Source organism: Agrobacterium vitis, assembly GCF_013337045.2.
Taxonomy (GTDB): domain Bacteria; phylum Pseudomonadota; class Alphaproteobacteria; order Rhizobiales; family Rhizobiaceae; genus Allorhizobium; species Allorhizobium vitis_B.
The window spans coordinates 1162096-1182318 of record NZ_CP118259.1; the positions used below are offsets into that span (position 1 = coordinate 1162096).

Sequence of the window (20223 nt, forward strand, 5' to 3'; positions counted from 1 at the left end):
ATCTTGAGCGCCTTATTCGTTTTTGAGCTCCACAATAAAAATCAAGGCATTGAAGACGCGGTGTGTTTTCGCGCCTTCATGTCCTGACAATCGGGACCGCCAGAAGGTCGATGCGCTTATTATTGAGGTATGTGTATCCTTGTTTTAATATGTTTCAATTGCGTGACGATCACAAATGACATGATCACCAACAAGGACCACGAACTCCACTTACCAAGATGAACCATGGACCAATAGTTCATCTGGTTCGGATAGCGCCAGATACCAAAAAATGTGCTGATATTTTCCGCAAGCCATATAAAAAATCCTATGAGGATAAATGCCACAAACAGAGGCATCCATCGGTCTTTGTCATATGGACGGAAAATCACAGTGGTTCGGGCGTAGAGGCCCAGCGCGCAAGCGGCAATATACCAGCGGTAGTCGCCGATATAGTGATGGGTGAAAAAGTTTGCGTATATTGCCACTGCGACTAGCGCCGTCATCCAATATGGTGGGTGATGGCGAACACGCAGGTCGAATAACCTCCAGGCTTGTATGATGTAGGAGCCGACACCCGCGTACATGAAGCCGGAAAATAGAGGAACACCGAATAGTTTGCTCAATCCTGGATCAGGATAAGACCAAGATGGAAGTGCGCCGGATGTCTTGAAAACTTCAAGAGCAAAACCAAGTGCATGGAAGAGCGCGATTGCCTTGGCTTCGTCCCATGTCTCCAGTTTGCCGATCAGCATGATCGCTTGAATGGCAAGAGCGATAAACAAAAGTATATCGTAGCGGGCAACACCGAGAATGCCACCGCGCGGCACGAGGAAAACCGCCAGAAAAAACAGTCCGACAAAAAGACAGGCGCGGGCCTCTTTTATTCCAAAATAGAGAAACTCGACAATAAATCGGCGCAGACCTGAGAGATTGTTGAATGGCCGACTCTGCTCAAGAATGTCATCAAGGCGATGAAGTGAGAACGCTTGGCGTGTGCGGGGATCTGTCATACGATCTTGCCTGCTGCATAATTCACTGGAACTTATACGCTTCAAAAATGTGCAATGTTGGAGAGGGACGGTTTTTGAAGAGGATCCAACTTGTCTATTGTAGGGATCGGAGAACATAGCCCATTGCAAAGAAAGCTTATTCTATTGGTGGCGTCGTTAGGCGTGATTATTGCTGGTCTCCTTTTGCGGGTTAAAGGCTATCAGTTTGGTTTGCCGTTCTTTTTCGTCAAGTATGGCGGGTCGATTTTGTGGGGAGCTATGGTCTATGGATTGACCGCTATTGTTTTGGTTGCATTCCGGCGGTCTTTGGTCGCTTCTTTGGCCGTGGCGATTGCTGTCGAATTGTCCAGGTTGATCCATACGCCGGAGCTGGATGCTTTCCGTTTGACTATGGCGGGTTCCTTGCTGCTCGGCCGGATTTTTTCACCGTGGAACATCGTGGCTTATTGTTTGGGCATTGTCATCGCTAGCTTGCTGGACCGGCTTGCATTCTCACCTAAGAAGTGAGTGTCCGAAAGGTTGATGGTGTTGCCCGTCGATTATCCCATTGCTGAACTGAATGGATTCGAGCCTGTCGGGTTCAATCTAAACCTGACAGGCTCGAAGAAGAATTAACCGGCGTCACAGCCCATCACTGAATGTTGTAATCCCGCTTCAAAATGTCCAGCAAACTGGATTCCGAGGGTGGCTCCACCAATTCCTGCCAGGTCTCAACCGGGGAAAAGCCAAACTGCTGGTAGAGTTGCAGGGCACGGGGATGGTCGAGTGTATTTGTCATCACCGAAATTTTGGTTGGTGCGGTCGACCATGCGGCATAGAGCGCCTGGAGCAGGAACCATTTGCCGATTCCAAGCCCCAGTGCATGTTCAAACAGGCCGAAATAGGAAAGCTCGACGGTATTGTCCTGTTGCTGGGTCAGTTCGAAGAAGCCCGCTGGTGCGCCATTGACGTAAAGCACACAGATTGACACATCCGGGCTATGGATGGCCGCCTTCAGCTCGGCATCGGTCATCTGCAGGCGCTTGTACCAGTGCCAGCGGGAGCCGACCTGGCGATAGAGGAAGCGGTAATAGGGCAGGGGCATTTCGGTGGCGCGGATGATCGCCGTCTGGATATTGATTGGCACTGGCAAGCTGGATTTCGGCGGGGCGGTCATTTCCAGCTTGGTGACATGGGCGGTCAGAAGCGTAGGTAACTCGCCCTCAATCGCGTCTGCCGGTCCGGTCACGACAGGAGTGTCCTTGCGGGAGCCCCATTCAGACCAGGAACCGTCATAGAGCGTATTATCGTGATGGCCGAGCGATTGCAGCGCCAGCGTCACCGCCGCAGCTGTAACGCCGGAGCCGCAGCTGGTAACGATCGGACGGGTCAGGTCGATGCCCGCCTCGGTGAAAATCTTTCGCAATGTCGAGAGGTCTTTCAACCGGCCATTCTCGCTCAAAATCGAGGCAGGCACAGAACGCGCGCCCGGCATATGGCCAGAGCGCATGCCGGCCCGTGGTTCGGCATCCTGACCGGTGAAGCGTCCTGCGGGGCGCGCGTCTGCCACCTGCTTCAAGCCATCATCGACAATTGTGCGCATTTCGGCGAAGGATGTTACCTGGGCTTCGTTGAATGTTGCATTGAATGTTGCGGGTGCAGGCTCGGGTAAGTCGGTTTCCAAAGGCAGACCCTGCTGCTTCCAGCCATCCAGACCACCATCGAGAACAAACACATCGCGCGCACCCATCACACGCAGCATCCACCAGACGCGCGGTGCGGAATAAACTCCGGGTCCGTCATAGACAACAATAGTGTCGGTGTCGGCAATGCCGAGCTTGCCAACAGCCTCGGAAAATCTCTCTGGTGAGGGCAAGGTGTGGGGCAAAGAGGTGGAATGATCTGCGATTTGGTCTTGATCGAAAAACACAGCGCCAGGAATGTGGCCGCTGGCATATTCATCTGCCGCATTACGGTTGTGAATTGGCAAATACACCGATGCATCGACCACCTTGAATTGAGGTGCGCCCAATTGCTTCTGTACCCACTCGGCCGATACGACGAAACGGCTTTTCTCCGCAGACATGCTTCTCTCCATGCTTGTCAGGCAGAGGGTTCCAGCGTACCGAAGCGAATACGGAAGCGCCGGTTCTCCTTGCCCTTTTTCTCGATCTTGGCGATATGAATCGCGCCGACCTCCTGGGTCTCGGAAACATGTGTGCCGCCGCAGGGCTGGCTGTCAACGGATGAATTCTCTCCGATGCAAACAAGGCTAACGCGACCCAAACCCATTGGCGGACGGACATTCTTGGATTTGACGATATCCGGATTGGCGGCCAGTTGCGCGTCGGTGATCCATTCCAGGTAGATCGGATGGTTTTCCTCCACCAGCCGCATCAGATCGGCGGTTACCGTTTCGCGGTCGATGGCTTCGCTCATGTCGAAATCCACCCGGCTTTCATCCTCGCCGACCGCAGCACCGGTAATGGGAAACGGGCAGACCACCGACAGCAGATGGCAGGCGGTATGCATGCGCATCAATTTGTAGCGCCGCTGCCAATCGACATGCAGGACCAGTTTTTCGCCAAGATCGGGACTTGGCTGGCCCTCCAGCGGCTGATGTAGAATGATGCTCTTGTCTGCCCCGTGGCGCGTTGCCCCGAGCTGGATAGTCGAGCCATCGGCGCGTTCGAGAAAACCGGTATCGCCTGGCTGGCCGCCGGATGTGGCGTAAAAGCAGGTCTGGTCAAGCTCGATTGAGCCGTCTTCATGCACGGCTGTCACCACCGCCTCAGCCGTCGAGAGGTAAAAATCGTCACGAAACAGAGGCAATGTTGGCATGGGGCTCAGACAGGTTCGAAGGGAATGGAAATGTCAGGTTTGCCGCCCAGCCATGTCGGCTGCGGCAGGCCCTTTTCCTTGAGGAAGGCCGGATTATAGAGCTTTGACTGGTAGCGATTGCCATAGTCGCACAGAATGGTCACGATGGTATGACCCGGCCCAAGCTCACGCGCCAACCTGATGGCACCGGCAATGTTGATGCCGGAAGAGCCGCCAAGGCAGAGGCCTTCCTGTTCGACCAGATCGAAAATGATCGGCAGAGCTTCGCTGTCGGGGATCAGGTAAGAGAAATCAGGCGTAAATCCTTCCAGATTGGCGGTAATCCGGCCCTGGCCGATGCCCTCGCTTATTGATGAGCCAGAGGATTTCAACTCGCCATTCCGGTAGAATTCATAGAGCGCGGCTCCTTCGGGATCGGCAAGACCGATCTTGACGCCGGGCTTCAGGTTTCGCAGTCCGATCCCCGTGCCAGCCAGCGTGCCACCGGAGCCAACTGCGCAGATGAATCCATCGACAGCACCGCCTGTGTCCTCGAAAATCTCCCGGGCCGTTGTCTCGATATGAGCATCGCGATTGGCGGTATTGTCAAACTGATTGGCCCAGATCGCGCCGTTCGGTTCGGTTTTCGCCAGTTGGGCCGCAAGTCGCCCGGAAAGCTTCACATAGTTATTCGGGTTCTTGTAGGGAACAGCGGGAACCTCGACCAGTTCGGCGCCAAGCAGCCGCAGCGCGTCCTTCTTTTCCTGGCTCTGGGTTTCCGGAATGACGATCACGGTGCGGTAGCCAAGCGCCTTGGCGACCAGGGTCAAGCCGATACCGGTATTACCGGCGGTGCCCTCGACGATCACGCCGCCAGGCCGCAGCAATCCGCGCCGTTCGGCATCGCGGATAATGTAGAGGGCGGCACGGTCCTTCACGGACTGGCCGGGATTGAGAAACTCGGCCTTGCCCAGAATGGTGCAACCGGTTGCCTGTGAAGCGGCTTTCAGCCGGATCAGCGGCGTGTTGCCTATGGCGTCTAGAACGGAGGGGTGGAATGCCATGAGCGCACTTTCTGTTTCCCGGACAATAGAAAGTGTGTTTTCGGTCTACAAGCCCCGCATGACAAGAAATGCAATTTCTTGCTGTGGCATCAACCCGGAAAACCTTGCCTCAGCATGCGGGAGAAATGCCTTTGAGGCTGTTATTCATTCCGGCGCGCCGGTTGATTTATAGGCCTCAAGCGCCACTGCCCTGGCTTTTTTGTGATCCACCAGTGGCGCCGGATAGGTTTTGCCAAGCGTAACACCCGCGTTTTCCAGCAGGGCTGCGGGGGCTTCGAATGGACGATGGATCAGGTTATTGGGTAGTTTTGCCAGCTCTGGAACGAATTGGCGGATATAATCGCCGTCCGGATCGAATTTCTCACTCTGGGTGACCGGGTTGAAAATTCGGAAGAATGGCGAGGCATCGGCGCCGGAGCCAGCCACCCATTGCCAGCTAGCGGCGTTGGAAGCCGGATCGGCATCGACCAAGGTGTAACGAAACCAGGCTTCGCCCTCGCGCCAGTCGATCATCAGATCCTTGATCAGGAAGGAGGCGACGATCATCCGCACGCGATTGTGCATGACGCCATGCCGCCAAAGCTGGCGCATACCGGCATCGATAATCGGATAGCCGGTCTGGCCCCGTTGCCAGGCGGATAGAAATGCCGCGTTCTTTTCCCAGGGGAAGTCATTGAAGCGGTCGTTCCAGTTCTGGCTGGCCAGATCGGCAAAGTGAAACAGCAGGTGGTAGGAAAATTCCCGCCAGACCAGCTCTTTTCGAAAATGCACATAGTCTTCGCTGGAAACATCATCGCCGAGGCCGATGGTTGCATGCCAGATTCGCGCCGGAGAAATTTCCCCCAAAGCCAGATACGGCGACAGGCCGGATGTATGGGGCAGGGCGGGGAAATCCCGCTGCGTGCGGTAACCCTTGATGCCATGATCGATAAACTGGCTCAGTTTCTCATGCGCACCGGATTCCCCTGGCGTCCAGATCTGCGAAAACTCTTTTGCCCAATCCGGCCTGGTCGGCAGCAATTGCCAGTCTTCCAACCGGTCGCTATCCGGCCAATCGGCGGGGTTGTGAAAGGTCTTGGGTTTCTCGATGGGCGGTGGTGGATCGCCCTGTTTTTCAAGAGCGCGCCAGAAGGGTGTATAGACACGGAAAGGCCCGCCGCTCCCGGTTTTCACCTTCGACGGTTCATGCAGCAGGAAGCCCGCATGGCTGCTGGCCTCAAGCCCTTCGCTGCGCAGAGCGGCTTTCAGCTCCGCATCCATGGCCATGCCGGATGGATCGTAACGGCGATTCCAATGCACGGTTTTGGCGCCACTCTGCTCGATCAGATGGCGCAGGACCTGGCCCGGTGGGCCATGGCGAAGAATCAACTTACTGCTGTAAGGTTCAAGCGACTGGCCGAGGCTGACGAGTGAGTGATGCAGCCACCAGGCCTGCGCCGGACCGAGCGGGCCGGTACCCATCTCCTCAGGCTCAAGGATATAGACGGGGATGACCGGGCTTCCGGTCTGCAAGGCTGCGTGCAGCGCCCTGTTGTCATCAAGACGCAGATCCTTGCGGAACCAAAGGATGGTTGGACTAGGGCTGGCATTTGGCATGGTGGCTCGCTGATTCAGGAGTAACCTATACCATTACGCTAGGCGAAAGGTGTTGGATCAATCTCTGCCATGCTTAGAGCAGCGTTCAGCAACCCGGTTTCTTTTTCGGGGCCGATGCTTTAAGCGCCGCCTGTCCTGCCAGCCTGCCGGTTTTGCTCCTGGCGGATCATCTGCATGATCTGGGTCGCGCTTTCTCGCACGTAAAGCATATGCAGTTTTTCCGCCACAGGCGCCGTGGTCAGCAAGCTGGTATATTTTTCTCGTTCATACCAACGAAAATCAACAACATTGTTCATATTGACGAAGAAGGGAAACCCGTCGCCGTCATGCAGTTCAAGCCACATAGTACCGTTCCGCTTTGTCTGTTGAGCTGCTTTGTTGCAACTCAGGTCCCCTGACATATCCTCGTATCTGCAGATATTCAGTAACAGACATTTATGAATAACGGGTTGCCTTGGTAAGTGCCGCCAATCTCATCTCCAATCGCGCGATTCCTCCCGATTTGAGGCGCCTACTACTGAATAAAGGGCTTTAATGTCATTCCGGATGCCAGAAAGCTCATCGGATTGATCGGGTTGCCGTTCTTGCGAATTTCATAATGCAGATGCGGCCCGGTGGAACGCCCGGTAGACCCAGACAGGCCGATCAACTGACCGACCTCGATCTTTTCGCCGGGACGAACCAGGATTTTCGACATATGGCCGTAACGGGTGGAAAGTCCCTGACCATGGTCGATTTCCACCATATTCCCATAGCCGCCTGTCGGTCCCGCCGTGACCACGGTTCCGGCACCGGCACTTTTGACAGCTGAACCATTCGTTGCGCGGAAATCTATGCCGGTATGCATGGCCAGTCGTCCAAGCAGCGGGTCAGGGCGGTTACCGAAGGGGCTGGTGATTTCGCGGGTAGCGGCAGGATTTGAAAAAGGCATGTCCTTTGCCGTTTCGCGTGCGGCATCCAGGCGATTGAGGGCGCTGTCCAACCCTTCGAGACTGGTATCGATTCCGAGCTTGGGATCGGCATCGACCAGAGGTCCCCCCATTCCATCCTTGCCGGCATCAGGCTTGTCGATCTGGATGCCGTTGTCGGTCAGGACCTGCTCGATGGCACCGGCCTTGTCGCTCGCCTCGGCGGTCAGTGCATGGATGCTTGATTTCTGCTGCTGTTCGATGGATTTCAGTGACAGGGTCACATTGCGGAAAACCCGGTCCGCCCGGTCGGCGCCGCTTTCATGGGCGGGCATAAAGCTCAGTGCCGGGCCATCGCTTTCCTGTGTGTCTGCGGGTCCGGTATGGAGCATCCGGTTGAGGGCGGCGAGCGCATTGCCTTTGCCCACAGGCGCGATAAATGCGGATTTATCCTGTACCGCTGGTGCTGAAGGTGACTCATTCGGCGTCAAGCCGGATTCCTCGGCACGGTCCAGGAGCGATCCAAGCTTGCCGGAACGGGCAGAAAGCGCCATCTGCTTTTCGAGCAGGGTTTGAAGCTTTTCCTCCACCACCTGCTGGTCCAGCAATTGCCGGGACGTGACGCGGTCGACCTGGGCGCGCAAGGCGGAAATCCGGTCTTCGTAGTCGTGCTGTAAATGCGCCTGGCGGGCCATGGAGGCTCCGATCAGATTATCGCGCATGATGAGATAGGAGGTCGCGCCGAGATAGCCGACCACACCGGCCACCACCAGGCAAAGACCGGCTCCTGCCATCCACGGGCGCAGTATCATATGGCGAATGGTTTCGCCGGACGCGAGGATAAGGACATGCTGTTGGCGCTGACGCTTGCTGAAGCCGTTGCGGCTGCGTGTCTTCATCATGCCGACCTCGTGCATCGTTACAGCCGTTGCGCGTGGCCAAACTCTAACGTTTGACCCGGATTGCAGACCCGATTCTGTCGAGGTGATTACATCCTGTTAAGGTTAACAAAATGTTGCCTGCCGCCGATATGTTTCAAGCGTGGCTGATAGAGGAGAGCACCCGGTAAAAGGAAGGTGTCAGCCCGGCTTCCGCCCTAGCAATGTCGTTGAACGGTGCTTTCAACGTTCCACGGAAGTTGGCGCGAACCAATTGCTGGAAGGTTTTGGCCGGGTCACGCTTTTCACGGGAACAGAGAAAGCGAAACCATTTGGCGCCGACGGCGACATGGCCTTTTTCGTCGTCATAGATGATCTTCAATACATCGGCACTTTCGATATCGCCGGTCTCGCGCATCTTTTCCTGAAGGGACGGGGTTACGTCCAGGCCGCGCGCCTCAAGGATCAGCGGCACGACAGCAAGTCGGGCTGTCAGGTCGGTGCGGGTGCTATGGGCCGCCTGCCAAAGGCCGTCATGGGCTGGCATGTCGCCATAATCAGCCCCGAGCGCCCGGAGCCGGTCGCGCACCAGGCCGAAATGCTTGGCTTCTTCAAAGGCCACCTGCATCCAGCCGTCGAAAAATGAATGTGGCACCGGTTCGCTGGCAAAGCGGGCAACAATATCCAGCGCCAGATCCACGGCATTCAATTCGATATGGGCCAGCGAATGCAGCATGGCGATCCGGCCCTTCAGCGTGTGCAGAGACCGTTTTTCCGTCGCCTTTGGCGGCACCAGAACCGGATGGGCCGGACGCCCCGGACGGTCCGGCAACGGTGGATCGAGCGGCGAGCGCAGTGACAGGGTCCGGCCATGCCAGCGGCGGGCGGTTTCCTGCGCAAGGCCGGTTTTTTCATCAAGGTCGGTTGCGGCGATTGCCATCGTCGCACCCGCTCTCAGGGATTTTATCATGCTATGAGACATGCTTGGCATTTACTGCATAATTGCCGAAATCTCTATCGATTTCGGGCGAAATATTCCAGCTACGCTGCTTTGTCTTTTACGGCTTGCAGCACCGCCTCAGCATGACCAGGCACTTTCACCTTGCGCCAGACGCCTGCGATCCGGCCATCGGCATCAACAAGAAAGGTGCTACGTTCGACCCCCATATAAGTCTTGCCATACATGCTTTTTTCCTTCCACACGCCGTAGGCTTCCAGCGTGGTCTTCTCTTCGTCAGAGCCGAGCATGACCGCAAGTCCGTGTTTGGCGACGAATTTATCGTGACTTTTCACCGTGTCGGGGGAAATGCCGATAATGACTGCGCCGGAACTCTCGAATTCCGGTGTCAGGGATGTGAAGGACGTGGCTTCTACGGTGCAGCCGCTGGTATCGTCCTTGGGATAGAAATAGACGACGACCTGCTTGCCCTTGAACGAGGAGAGGCTCACCGTGCCGCCGCCATCGCGTGGAAGCGTAAAATCCGGAGCCATGTCCCCAATCGACAATTCCGCCATGCTGATACCTTTCTTTTGCCCGGTTTGTGGAAATATAAGGCCGGGACGGATATATAGCGCAGATGAAGCGCGTCCAGTGTAATGAATTTGCCATCAGAATTCTGTTTGCTGCGCGCAGTCAAGGCACATGTCGAATTCGGTCATTCATTGGAATCATAAGGTTGCCGGTGCGCTAACAGCCCGTCGAGCTTCAGGAAATATCGGAGATACAGGCCAAGGCATGGGAGAGATCCGGGGCGAGAAAATCCGTTTTCGCAAAGGCGATATTGTTGCCCTCGAGACCTTGCCGTCCTCGCAGGTCGATGATCCCTTGATCGTGCATTGCCCGCGCCGCCGTGGCCTTCTGACCAGATTGATGCGGTTTGGGGCCTATATCGTGCTGTCGCTGATGGCCATGCTGGGGGCGGCGGCCATTGCGATTGAAACCGGTACGCTGGACCAGGCCCTGTCAACCGGGGCGCGCGCTGCGTTTCAATCTGCGATTGGCGACGACCTGAAAGCCGATATCGACCAGACCTCCATCCGTCTTTCCAGGAATTTGCATCTGGCGGTCGCCGCGCAGAATGTCACCCTGACCGATCCGAAGACTCAGCAGGTCGTGTCTAAAGCCGGCGACGTCAAACTGGTCATCGATCCGATCTCGCTGCTGATGGGAAAGGTTTCCGTAACTGAAGTCGATGTGACCGGCATCGATTTCGACAGTTCACGCCTGTTGCAGGGCGGCGATCTGGATCTTGCCACGCTGCGGATCGATGGATTTCCGGCTTTCATGGAAACGATGTTCGGCAATCTCGACGATGTGCACGGCTTCATCGTCCGTGGTGGGCTGGATCGGCTGCGCCTGGGGGGCATTACCTTGCCCGCCAAAAACGGCATTGGTCAGCCGGTCGATGTGCAGGTCAACGACCTGACATTGACCCGTAAGAAGGACGATTCGCTGGCCATTGAGGGTGAGGCTTCCATCGACGGCAAAGTCAGCATGATCGCAGCCGAGGCGATGACTGACGGAACCCGAACCACCTCATTGACGGCAACGGTGACGGATCTGATCGCCACGCCTTTTCTGATCAAGCGCACGCCCACCGGGGTCTGGCGGGACGGGGCCGATACCAGCATCAATATCGATTTCTATGCCTTGCGGCAGTCACAAAGCCAGAGACCGGCTCTCTCTGCGCGGTTGCGAACGGAAAACGGCATCCTCTACGTCGATGGTGACAAGCAGGACTTGACGCGGGCCGACATTAATCTCGCCTATGATTTCGATAAGCTGACAGCGGAAATCCGACCTTCTGAGGCGGATTTCGGCCCAACCCATGTGCCGTTCTCCGGCGGGTTCATCGATCTCGACCGGTTGCAGTCGGTGCCGGGCGACGCCCGGGGCATCGGCATCGACCTACTGGTCGATCAGGGCACGGCCTCGGTGGAATCGTCGGGAGAGCAGCCATTTCCGTTTTCTCTGAAGGCCTTTGGACAGTTCATTCCCAGCCAGCGTCATTTGACATTCAGCGAGTTGGCGGTTTCGACGCCGCATGGCAGCATGCAGGCCACGCTCAATGTTCAGTTCGGCAACGCATCGCCGGAAATCCGTTTCAACGGTAAACTGTTTGAGATGCGCACCGCCATGGTCAAGCAGCTCTGGCCCTATTGGATGGCCATGAAGCCAAGAACCTGGGTGCAGGCCAATCTGTTCGGTGGCACGATCAGCAATGCCTCTATCGATGTGCTCATTCCTGCCGGACGAATGAAGCCTATACCCCAGCCCCTGGATCTGGGTCCTGACGAGCTGAAAATTGCTTTCGATATCAGCGGTGCGCGAATGAACGTCACAGGCGATCTGCCGCCGATTCGTGATCTTGCCGGGCATTTCGACCTGACAGGGCCGGATCTGGAAGTGCGTATCGACGGCGGCACGTCCTATTTCCCCTCAGGACGCAAGGTCAAGTTGGATAAAGGCACATTTGCGATCGCCAATACCTACAAGAAGCCCCTGATGGCCAATATCGCCGTTTCCGTCAGCGGCCCGGCTGATGCCATGGCGGAACTTGCAACATTCAAGCCTATGCAAGCCTTGCAACGCACGGAATTCGTGCCGGAGGATTTTGCAGGCGAGATCACGGCCGATGTCCAGCTCTATGGCGGTATTATCGCCGATCAAAAGCCCCCGCCGGAAGTGTGGAAGGCATCGCTGGATTTGAAGGGTGTCGATCTCAAACGGCCCTATATGGATAAGAAGATCAACGGCTTCGATGGCACGCTTGTGGTCGATCCGCAAAATGCCGTCTTGCAGGGGGACGCGCAGATTGATGGCGTGCCGGTGGAGATCGACTTCTCCCAGCCGGTCGAGCGCGGTTCCAATAGAGCGCCAAGCTGGACGGTGAAAGGACAGCTGAACGACAGCCAGCGCGCCAAGCTCGTACCGGGCCTTGGCGACATTGTCGGCGGTACAATCGATCTGGAAGTCTCGCGTCTCGATGACAATCGCCAGCTGGTGAAAAGCGACCTGTCGCGCGCAACGTTGAACATCCCGGTCATTGGCTGGACCAAGGGCTCCGGTATTCCCGCCAAAGTGTCGCTGGAGTTGCAGGACAAGTCCGGCATGCTGATGCTCGACAAGTTCAATCTCGATGGCGACGGGTTCGGGGCGACTGGCAAGCTTGTGGTATCCAAAACCAATGGACTGGTTGGGGCGGATCTCGACCATGTCAAACTGGCCTCCGCCGATGATTTCGGCGTTTCGGTTCAAGTCAACAAGGGTGTCATCAACGCAAAGGTCAGCGGCAGCAGTGTTGATGGCCGTGTTTTGCTGAAGAAGCTGAAATCCGGCAGCTCTTCCAATGGTGCGACTGGCGACAGTCGATCGTCAAGTAATTCGACCGATGTCGATATAAGTGTCGATGTCGATAAGCTGATTGGTTTCAATGACGAAGCCCTTTCCGGCGTCAGGCTGGTCTATGGCTCCCGATCAGGGGCAATAACGGCGCTGAAAATGAGTGCCGTGACCGATACAGGCCAGGCGGTCGTCGTCCAGTCGACCAAGGCTGGAAATGGCAATGATATATCGCTGATTTCCAGCGATGCAGGCACATTGGTGCGGTTTGTCGATCTCTACAGCCATATGCGCGGTGGCATGCTGGACGTGAAAATACGTGGCGATCTGAACAAGAACTGGATGGGCAATGTTGATCTGCGCAATTTCCGGGTCGAGAATGAGGATCGGCTACAGAAAATCGTCACGACGCCGGCAACCGACGATGGCCGTAGCCTGAATAGCGCGGTCAAGCGTGACTTGGATGTCAGTTCGGAAAAATTCCAGCGGGCCTTCGCGCGGCTGATCTATCAGGATGGCGTGCTCAGGACCGATAACGGTATTGTCCGTGGCGAACAGGTCGGCGCTTCGTTCCAGGGCACCATCAAGGATACACGAGGCCAGATGGAAATGACCGGGACATTTATGCCCGCCTATGGTCTCAATCGTTTGTTTGCGGAAGTGCCGATCATTGGCAGCATCCTCGGCAATGGACGGGACCGGGGGCTTTTGGGCATTACCTTCAAGTTGAAAGGCCCGGTTGATGCGCCACATCTGGTGGTCAATCCGCTATCGATCATCGCGCCCGGCATGTTCCGCCAGATCTTCGAATTCCAATAGAGTCTGTTTATCCGCTCCATAGATCGTGCAGAAAACCGGAATGGGTATGATACTGCAATCAGTGCCTATTCCTGAACCGGTTGGGCGCCTGGAAGCGCTGGATGGACGAGGTCGATCTGGCTGGTATTGGACGGCAGGAATGTCGGCCCGACGCGGCGCACGGACTGGCGTCCGGGATCATAGGGTCGGCTCGCCGCTTCAGGTTCAGGGAGAGCCTTTTTCGTGGCTTCCGTGCCAGTCGTCGCCTTTTGGTCGGTCGATGTTTTGACCTGCGCACCAGATGGAGCCTCCAGCTGTCTGGTGCCAGCGGCTGATCCATTGGATGTGATGGAAATGACTGAGGACCCACCAGCATCTGCCCCGGAACCCGGCTTTGGAGCATTGGTCTGCAAGCCTTCGGAGTTGCTCCTGTTGCAACTGCATTGTCCCTGATGTCCGGGCGCGCGGCTGAGATAGGCGAAGGCATGGGGCATATCGCGATAGGGCTGGCCGGTTACGGTTGAAACCATATCCTTGGCCTCATCGGTGAGGCGGGAATAATAGAGTTCGGCTTGCGTCCCTGGACAAAGCCGATTGCATGTTTCGGCATCGCGACCGAAATCACGGGCGGATGTGCTGGGCGAGATCGGGAAAAAGCCGCCATCGCAGGTTCGGACACAGAGAGTTCTGTATCCGCCCTGTCCCGAAGGCAGCATAAGCCCGCCGCTGGATGTCGAGATCGGCGCCTCATTGCGCAATGGGTAATCCGGATAGACCGGGGCTTCATAGGGCCTGACCGTCTCCCCGCTGTCATCCGTATCCTGGGGCGCCGAGGTCGGTTCGGTGACATCACAGCCATTCGATTGCAAGGCAGCCGTCAGTTCCTCGTGACGGGGATTGACGCCGCCCTTCATGCCCGCAGCGTTGCGCTCGATCAGAAGCTGACGCTTGTTTTCCTGCATGACAGCAAGGCTCTCCTGCATTGGTGCGCAGAGATCTTGTCCATGGCCGTCGAGAATGGCGATACTGGAGGAGCATCCGGCCTGTTGCAGGGTGCGTTGCAATTTGCGGATCTCGAAATCCTGCCGGGTCACAGCCCCTGAATAGGCGCGCACGTCCTGAGAATTGCCAATCACCACAGGTGTCTGGGCAAGCTCGGCCCGAATAGCCTCGCAGCTTGGGGCGGCCCATGCAGAACCGGCTGGCCCAAGAGCAATGAAACAACAGGACGCGACAACGATAAGAGCGATAGCGCGCATGCGGATCCATAAGCCATGCTATTTGGGCCATGCTATTGGGCCGGTTGACGGGAAACTAAACAAGCCAAGTGAAAGGGAACATAGGGCAGGGCGTCGGAAACGCCAACCCGTAATCCTGTTTTAGCAATCCCGTCTACCAGGGCCAAGAGGCCGGCCATACGAACAGCCATTGTCGGCGGCTCTTCGTGTGAGAAATGCCACGTCAGGCGGCGCGCGCCTGTTCCAGCGACATGGGTGTGTCGAGCAGGCGTCCGGTAATGGCAGCAATGTTTTTCATGGCATCGAGCATGCCGGTATCGATCTCCCAGGCAATTGCCACGGCATGAACCGAGCCGATCTTATGCGGCGCGCCAATTCGTTCGCCGGGGCAGCCCATGCGGCGAAACATCCGCTCCAAAAAAACATCCGTAACGGTGACGATATGCGTAAGCCCCGATGCAAGGCCCAGTTCACCAACACCACACATCAGCTCGGCTGCGGCAACGCTGACCTGGTTGGAAGATCGGTCCAGGGAAATTTCCGGGTCGATGCAGAACCGGCTCGATTCCCACATGGAAATGTCACGAATGGCCGGCTTTCCGTCCAATAGAATCGGAAAGGTATCATCCAGCATATTCGGGCCAAGCGTCGGCAGCAGGCGGAGCGAGCCGCGCAACAGGCCTGTCCGGTCGTCATAAGATAAAACGTAAATCGGATTGGCATCATCATAGTGATCCATCTCGAAATCACCCTGTACAACGACATCCCATTTCAAAAGATCATGAAATACTTTTTTTCGCAGACGAAACATGTCTGCCAATGCCGCCTGTTGGGTCTGCTTATGTCGGCTGTTCAGAATTTTGAGCATGCGTGTCTCCTTAATTGGAAGGTGACACAGTATGGGTGTAAAAAAATTCAAATAAAACTGACGGTAGCGACAGTTTAACTGACAAGAATTGACAGTTAAACTGCTCCGATTCACCATCTCATACCAAGGCATCGATGATGTGGCCGATATCCGGCCTTGATGGCATTGCAGATATCTAAAACACGTCAGCGATATGAAATTTTTGCAAAGCCAATATGGACCGACACCTATCAATGATAGTTCGGATCACTCAGCTGCCGAGATGTCTCGTTAAAATAAGATCTGGAGATCTGGAGGGTGGCGGCCTGTTATAGTGGTGCCTCAGGTGGGATCAATCCGCGTTGCAGCGCCTTTGCCACCGCTTGAGTGTTGGAGACGGCGTCGAGTTTGGTGCGGGCATTGGCCATGAAAAACCGCACGGTCCGTTCCGAAATTCCAAGGATAACCGCAGTTTCCCAATAGCTTTTGCCGGCAGCCGTCCACCGCAGGGTTTCCTGTTCCCGTCGGGTGAGGATGGGTACTCCTCCTATGTGGGCACCATCGCAGCGTTTCACCAGGCCTGCGTGAAATTTTCCCGCCAGAAGATGAACGTCGCGGTCATGGCAGCGGCGAAAGCGTCGCCACGTGTCGTCACACGCATTGCTTGCAATGACGAGAATCGCGCCGCGTCCATCGACCGAAAGGAGTGGATAGCTGACAGCCTGGCTTGGCAAGGGCAGATCGCGCAGCTTGCTACGCAACAGCAGACCCTCTTCGCTCAATTGCGCCAGATCATGCATATCCACCGGTTCCATGGCCCGGCTGAGCTGTGACAAGACGTTACGCAAAACAGGCGCATCGAGCATGAGGATAGGGTCTTTTGCCTGCTGATCGAATGTATGCCCGTATCGATATAGAAGGGCGCCTGCCGAAGTGATGGAAGCGTCCATGTAAAGACAGCCCGACAGGTTGTAGCTGGCTTGCAGGCGGTTCAGAAAATCGGTCCATTTCGCGCTGGTGGCGGTCTCCAGCCAATCGAGCAAATTGAAATAAATGTTATCGTCAAACATGAAAGCCCCGCAATTTCTAAGGGTTTATTTTCTACCTTTGAGGGCAAATGTCCATGTGTCGAATAAGGTTTCAGGTCTGCGATTTTGTGTCTTGCGAAGACGACTATGCCCGGCGAGAACGCCGAAAACTCCGTTTCTGGAAGAAACAGAGCAAGCGAGAGGATAATAAACAGATGGTGTCCCAGATCGTCATCGTCGCCCGGCTCGGCATGGCGTTTGCGATGAAAAATGGGATCCGGATTTCTTGAAAGGAAATGCAAGCAGGCAAATAAAAATCACTCAGGTTCGGAATGAACCTGAGTGATTACAGAATGCGAAAGATGGAAAGTTGGGGTCAGACCTGCTGGTTGGCTTCCACGACAGCGAGGGCGGCCATATTGACGACGCCACGTGAGGTGACGGACGTTGACAGAACATGCGCTGGCTGGGCGGCTCCCAGAAGGATCGGGCCGACATGCAGCGCATCGGTCAAGGTGCGAACGATACCCAGCGAAATATTGGCGGAATCCAGGTTGGGGAAAACCAGCAGATTTGCATCGCCCGACAGCGTGCTGTTGGGAATGGCGCGCCGGCGCAAGGTTTCCGACAGGGCCGAACCGCCCTGCATTTCACCATCGACTTCCAGCTCAGGCGCTTCCTTGCGCAGGATCTCAAGCGCTGCGCGCATCTTGCGAGCACTTTCGCAATTGCGTGAACCGAAATTGGAGTGAGAGAGGAGCGCGGCTTTCGGCGTGATGCCGAATTGACGAATCGTCTGGGCGGCCAGAATCGTCATTTCCGCCACTTCTTCCGCGGTTGGATTTTCCGTCACGAATGTATCAGTCATGAAAACCGCACCACGCTGGGAAATCAGCAGGCTGAGACCGGAAAAGTCTCGGACATTCGGCTTCTTGCCAAGAATCTGACCGACATCGTGGACATGTCTGTCAAACCGGCCTTCGACGCCGCAGATCAGCGCATCAGCTTCGCCGCGCTTCAGCGATAGCGCGCCGATTACGGTCGTATTGGTGCGCACGATGGTTCTTGCAGCTTCAGGGTTGATACCCGACCGTCCAACCAGCGCCACGTAATCGTCCACATAGTCTCGGTAGCGCGGATCGTCTTCCGGATTGACGATGGCAAAATCGGTGCCGGGCCGGATACGCAGGCCAAAGCGTTTCAGGCGCGTTTCGATGATCTGTGGACGACCGATCAGGATCGGTTCGCCGATCCCGTCTTCCAACAGCACCTGGGCAGCGCGCAACACCCGTTCATCCTCGCCTTCGGCAAAGATCACCCGCTTTTTCACAGCCGTTTTTGCATTCGCAAAGATCGGCTTCATGATGAAGCCGGAGCGGAACACGAAGCGGCTCAGGGTATCGAGATAGCTGTCATAATCGGCAATCGGCCTTCGGGCGACGCCGCTGTCTTCGGCCGCTTTTGCCACGGCAGGGGCAATGCGCAGGATGAGGCGTGGATCGAAAGGTGAGGGGATCAGGTATTCCGGTCCGAATGTCGGCGAATCGCCGGTATAGGCCCTGGCTGCCACCTCTGAGACTTCTTCGCGCGCCAGCGCGGCGATGGCCTTGACGGCGGCCATCTTCATCTCTTCGTTGATCGTGGTCGCGCCGCAATCCAGCGCACCCCGGAAAATATATGGGAAGCAAAGAACGTTATTGACCTGGTTGGGATAGTCCGAACGGCCAGTGCAGATCATCGCGTCGGGACGGGCGGTGCGCGCCAGCTCCGGCATGATTTCCGGCTTGGGATTGGCCAGAGCCATGATCAGCGGGCTTGGCGCCATCTGTTCCAGCAGTTCCGGCTTCAGGACACCGGCAGCAGACAGGCCGAGGAACACATCGGCACCGCCGATGCTTTCGGCAAGCACCCGCTTGTCGCTTTCCTGGGCATAGACCTCTTTCCAGGGGTCCATCAACTCGTTACGGCCCTTGTAGACCAGGCCCTCGATGTCATGAACCCAGATATTTTCGCGTTTCGCGCCGAGTGCGACCAAGAGGTTAAGGCAGGCCAGAGCAGCAGCGCCTGCGCCTGACGCGACGATCTTCACGTCGCCAATGGTTTTACCGGCCAGTTCCAGGCCATTCAGAATGGCGGCGGCGACGATGATCGCGGTGCCGTGCTGGTCATCGTGAAACACCGGAATATTCATCCGGTCACGCAATTGCTGCTCAATCTCGAAGCATTCCGGCGCCTTGATATCTTCAAGGTTAATACCGCCAAAGGTCGGCTCCAGCGATGCGACGGTGGAGACCATGGCATCGACGGTCATGGCGTCGACCTCGATGTCGAACACATCAATGCCGGCGAATTTCTTGAACAGGACGGCTTTGCCTTCCATGACAGGCTTGGAGGCAAGCGGACCGATATTGCCGAGGCCGAGGACGGCGGTGCCGTTGGAAATCACCGCGACGAGATTGGCGCGGGCCGTGTAATCGTCAGCGGCTTGTGGATTGTCGCGAATGGCAAGGCAGGGAGCCGCAACACCGGGAGAATAGGCAAGTGCCAGATCGCGCTGGTTGCCCAGCGGCTTGGTTGCCTGAATCTCCAATTTGCCGGGGCGGGGATGCAAATGGTAGAACAGAGCCTGTTCGTCCAGATCGCCAGAGGCGGGCGAATTCGTCTTGGTCTTGTCGTCGGTCATGCTTCTTGCCGCTTCATCGTTCATCTCTTCCCCCCTCATACAACAAATCGTTCCACGGACCAGAACATATTTCTGGGGGGCATGGCAATTGCAGCTCATCGCTGTATCGAGCCCGTGTCATCATCCTGAAACACGAGTCTGATTTTGAGAGCATGCCAAAGCTGATCGTAAAGGACCATTCCCGTGAGCGACGAAACCGAAACGCGGCATGTGAGAACCCTCTTCATTTCGGATGTGCATCTCGGCTCAAAGGCCGCAAAAACTGATTTCTTGCTGGATTTTCTGCGTGTTTACGATGCCGACACGATCGTTCTGGTTGGCGATATCGTCGACGGCTGGCGGTTGAAACGCAGCTGGTACTGGCCGCAGGGCTGTAATGATGTGGTGCAGAAATTGCTGCGCAAGGCGCGCAAGGGGACAAGAATTGTCTATATCCCCGGAAATCACGACGAGTTCCTCCGGGGTTTTCCCGGAACCCATTTCGGTGGAATCGAAGTGCTGGACCAGATGATTCACGAGACGGCGGATAACAAGCGCTATCTTGTTCTACACGGCGACCAGTTCGATGTCGTGGTGCGCAACGCGCGCCTGCTCGCCTATATGGGCGACTGGGCTTATGACATGGCGATTGCCATCAACGTGGTTCTGGCAGCCGTCCGCCGCCGGATGGGCATGCCTTACTGGTCCTTTTCCGCCTGGGCCAAGCTACAGGTCAAACATGCGGTCAATTTTATCGGCGAATTCCAGAAAGTCGTTGCCGACGAAGCGCGCCGCAACGACGTGCATGGTGTCATCTGCGGCCATATCCACCATGCTGTCATGGAGGATGTCGGTGGTATCCATTACATCAATACCGGCGATTGGGTGGAAAGCTGTACCGCGGTGGCCGAACATTACGATGGACATTTCGAGCTGATCGAATGGGGCACGCGCTATAACGCCGCTGCGCAACCGCGCCTGCTTGGTCCGCCGGAGCCGATTCGCATCTTTCCGGTGGAAAACCCCGCTGGAACAGAAACGCAGGCGGCGCGCTGCAACGCCTAAAGTGGT

The 20223-nt window shown here is 56.3% G+C and carries 16 protein-coding genes; 3 read left to right on the top strand and 13 right to left on the bottom strand.

Annotation, left to right across the window (positions count from 1 at the left end; translation table 11 throughout):
• Positions 1 to 119: 119 nt before the first annotated feature.
• Positions 120 to 992, bottom strand: coding sequence for a DUF817 domain-containing protein (locus tag G6L01_RS05480; protein WP_070167167.1), 873 nt, complete (start codon positions 990 to 992; stop codon positions 120 to 122).
• A gap of 123 nt (positions 993 to 1115) precedes the next feature.
• Here G6L01_RS05480 and G6L01_RS05485 point away from each other — a divergent pair, with 123 nt between their 5' ends.
• The gene (locus G6L01_RS05485) at positions 1116 to 1499 is read left to right on the top strand and encodes a ribosomal maturation YjgA family protein (protein WP_070167166.1); all 384 of its coding nucleotides are present in this window, start codon (positions 1116 to 1118) and stop codon (positions 1497 to 1499) included.
• A gap of 124 nt (positions 1500 to 1623) precedes the next feature.
• Here G6L01_RS05485 and sseA read toward each other — a convergent pair whose 3' ends face one another.
• The 8 genes from sseA to bcp all read right to left on the bottom strand — a co-directional run bounded on the left by sseA (position 1624) and on the right by bcp (position 9752).
• Entirely contained in the window at positions 1624 to 3057 is a 1434-nt protein-coding gene (gene sseA, locus G6L01_RS05490) for a 3-mercaptopyruvate sulfurtransferase (RefSeq protein ID WP_070167165.1), read from the bottom strand.
• 17 nt (positions 3058 to 3074) lie between these two features.
• Positions 3075 to 3812 carry an alanyl-tRNA editing protein gene (locus G6L01_RS05495; RefSeq protein WP_070167164.1) on the bottom strand — a complete coding sequence of 246 codons (738 nt, stop codon included), beginning with the start codon at positions 3810 to 3812 and terminating at the stop codon, positions 3075 to 3077.
• A 5-nt stretch (positions 3813 to 3817) separates the two neighbouring features.
• Entirely contained in the window at positions 3818 to 4855 is a 1038-nt protein-coding gene (locus G6L01_RS05500) for a cysteine synthase A (protein WP_070167163.1), read from the bottom strand.
• A gap of 144 nt (positions 4856 to 4999) precedes the next feature.
• Positions 5000 to 6451 (bottom strand): cryptochrome/photolyase family protein, encoded by a 1452-nt coding sequence (locus G6L01_RS05505; protein WP_070167162.1) that lies wholly within the window; start codon positions 6449 to 6451, stop codon positions 5000 to 5002.
• A gap of 119 nt (positions 6452 to 6570) precedes the next feature.
• Complete coding sequence (locus tag G6L01_RS05510) at positions 6571 to 6795, bottom strand: hypothetical protein (RefSeq protein ID WP_070150340.1); 225 nt, start codon at positions 6793 to 6795, stop codon at positions 6571 to 6573.
• Between the two features lie 170 nt (positions 6796 to 6965).
• Positions 6966 to 8258, bottom strand: a complete 1293-nt coding sequence (locus G6L01_RS05515) for a M23 family metallopeptidase (protein WP_070167267.1) — start codon at positions 8256 to 8258, stop codon at positions 6966 to 6968.
• Between the two features lie 136 nt (positions 8259 to 8394).
• The gene (locus G6L01_RS05520) at positions 8395 to 9177 is read right to left on the bottom strand and encodes a ferritin-like domain-containing protein (RefSeq protein ID WP_420359866.1); all 783 of its coding nucleotides are present in this window, start codon (positions 9175 to 9177) and stop codon (positions 8395 to 8397) included.
• Positions 9178 to 9278: 101 nt separating this feature from the next.
• Positions 9279 to 9752: a thioredoxin-dependent thiol peroxidase gene (gene bcp / locus G6L01_RS05525; RefSeq protein ID WP_070167161.1), complete on the bottom strand. Its 474-nt coding sequence runs from the start codon at positions 9750 to 9752 to the stop codon at positions 9279 to 9281.
• A gap of 220 nt (positions 9753 to 9972) precedes the next feature.
• Here bcp and G6L01_RS05530 point away from each other — a divergent pair, with 220 nt between their 5' ends.
• On the top strand, positions 9973 to 13398 hold the full coding sequence (locus tag G6L01_RS05530) for a YhdP family protein (protein ID WP_070167265.1): 3426 nt from the start codon (positions 9973 to 9975) through the stop codon (positions 13396 to 13398).
• A 65-nt stretch (positions 13399 to 13463) separates the two neighbouring features.
• On the opposite strand, the gene G6L01_RS05535 is transcribed toward G6L01_RS05530, so the two are convergent.
• The 4 genes from G6L01_RS05535 to G6L01_RS05550 all read right to left on the bottom strand — a co-directional run bounded on the left by G6L01_RS05535 (position 13464) and on the right by G6L01_RS05550 (position 19173).
• Complete coding sequence (locus G6L01_RS05535; RefSeq protein WP_070167160.1) at positions 13464 to 14636, bottom strand: DUF2865 domain-containing protein; 1173 nt, start codon at positions 14634 to 14636, stop codon at positions 13464 to 13466.
• A gap of 202 nt (positions 14637 to 14838) precedes the next feature.
• Positions 14839 to 15483, bottom strand: a complete 645-nt coding sequence (locus G6L01_RS05540; protein WP_070167159.1) for an acyl-homoserine-lactone synthase — start codon at positions 15481 to 15483, stop codon at positions 14839 to 14841.
• Between the two features lie 308 nt (positions 15484 to 15791).
• The gene (locus G6L01_RS05545; protein ID WP_070167158.1) at positions 15792 to 16532 is read right to left on the bottom strand and encodes a helix-turn-helix transcriptional regulator; all 741 of its coding nucleotides are present in this window, start codon (positions 16530 to 16532) and stop codon (positions 15792 to 15794) included.
• Positions 16533 to 16866: 334 nt separating this feature from the next.
• Positions 16867 to 19173, bottom strand: coding sequence for an NADP-dependent malic enzyme (locus G6L01_RS05550; RefSeq protein ID WP_070167264.1), 2307 nt, complete (start codon positions 19171 to 19173; stop codon positions 16867 to 16869).
• Positions 19174 to 19356: 183 nt separating this feature from the next.
• On the opposite strand from G6L01_RS05550, the gene G6L01_RS05555 reads away from it, so the two are divergent.
• Positions 19357 to 20217, top strand: a complete 861-nt coding sequence (locus G6L01_RS05555) for a UDP-2,3-diacylglucosamine diphosphatase (protein WP_070167156.1) — start codon at positions 19357 to 19359, stop codon at positions 20215 to 20217.
• Positions 20218 to 20223: the final 6 nt, after the last annotated feature.

What these genes read in the sequence shown, in the direction of transcription:
- G6L01_RS05480 (WP_070167167.1), bottom strand. Translation starts at nt 992, where the DNA reads ATGACAGATCCCCGCACACGCCAAGCGTTCTCACTTCATCGCCTTGAT.
- sseA (WP_070167165.1), bottom strand. Translation starts at nt 3,057, where the DNA reads ATGTCTGCGGAGAAAAGCCGTTTCGTCGTATCGGCCGAGTGGGTACAG.
- G6L01_RS05495 (WP_070167164.1), bottom strand. Translation starts at nt 3,812, where the DNA reads ATGCCAACATTGCCTCTGTTTCGTGACGATTTTTACCTCTCGACGGCT.
- G6L01_RS05500 (WP_070167163.1), bottom strand. Translation starts at nt 4,855, where the DNA reads ATGGCATTCCACCCCTCCGTTCTAGACGCCATAGGCAACACGCCGCTG.
- G6L01_RS05505 (WP_070167162.1), bottom strand. Translation starts at nt 6,451, where the DNA reads ATGCCAAATGCCAGCCCTAGTCCAACCATCCTTTGGTTCCGCAAGGAT.
- G6L01_RS05510 (WP_070150340.1), bottom strand. Translation starts at nt 6,795, where the DNA reads ATGTGGCTTGAACTGCATGACGGCGACGGGTTTCCCTTCTTCGTCAAT.
- G6L01_RS05515 (WP_070167267.1), bottom strand. Translation starts at nt 8,258, where the DNA reads ATGAAGACACGCAGCCGCAACGGCTTCAGCAAGCGTCAGCGCCAACAG.
- G6L01_RS05520 (WP_420359866.1), bottom strand. Translation starts at nt 9,177, where the DNA reads ATGGCAATCGCCGCAACCGACCTTGATGAAAAAACCGGCCTTGCGCAG.
- bcp (WP_070167161.1), bottom strand. Translation starts at nt 9,752, where the DNA reads ATGGCGGAATTGTCGATTGGGGACATGGCTCCGGATTTTACGCTTCCA.
- G6L01_RS05530 (WP_070167265.1), top strand. Translation starts at nt 9,973, where the DNA reads ATGGGAGAGATCCGGGGCGAGAAAATCCGTTTTCGCAAAGGCGATATT.
- G6L01_RS05535 (WP_070167160.1), bottom strand. Translation starts at nt 14,636, where the DNA reads ATGCGCGCTATCGCTCTTATCGTTGTCGCGTCCTGTTGTTTCATTGCT.
- G6L01_RS05540 (WP_070167159.1), bottom strand. Translation starts at nt 15,483, where the DNA reads ATGCTCAAAATTCTGAACAGCCGACATAAGCAGACCCAACAGGCGGCA.
- G6L01_RS05545 (WP_070167158.1), bottom strand. Translation starts at nt 16,532, where the DNA reads ATGTTTGACGATAACATTTATTTCAATTTGCTCGATTGGCTGGAGACC.
- G6L01_RS05550 (WP_070167264.1), bottom strand. Translation starts at nt 19,173, where the DNA reads ATGACCGACGACAAGACCAAGACGAATTCGCCCGCCTCTGGCGATCTG.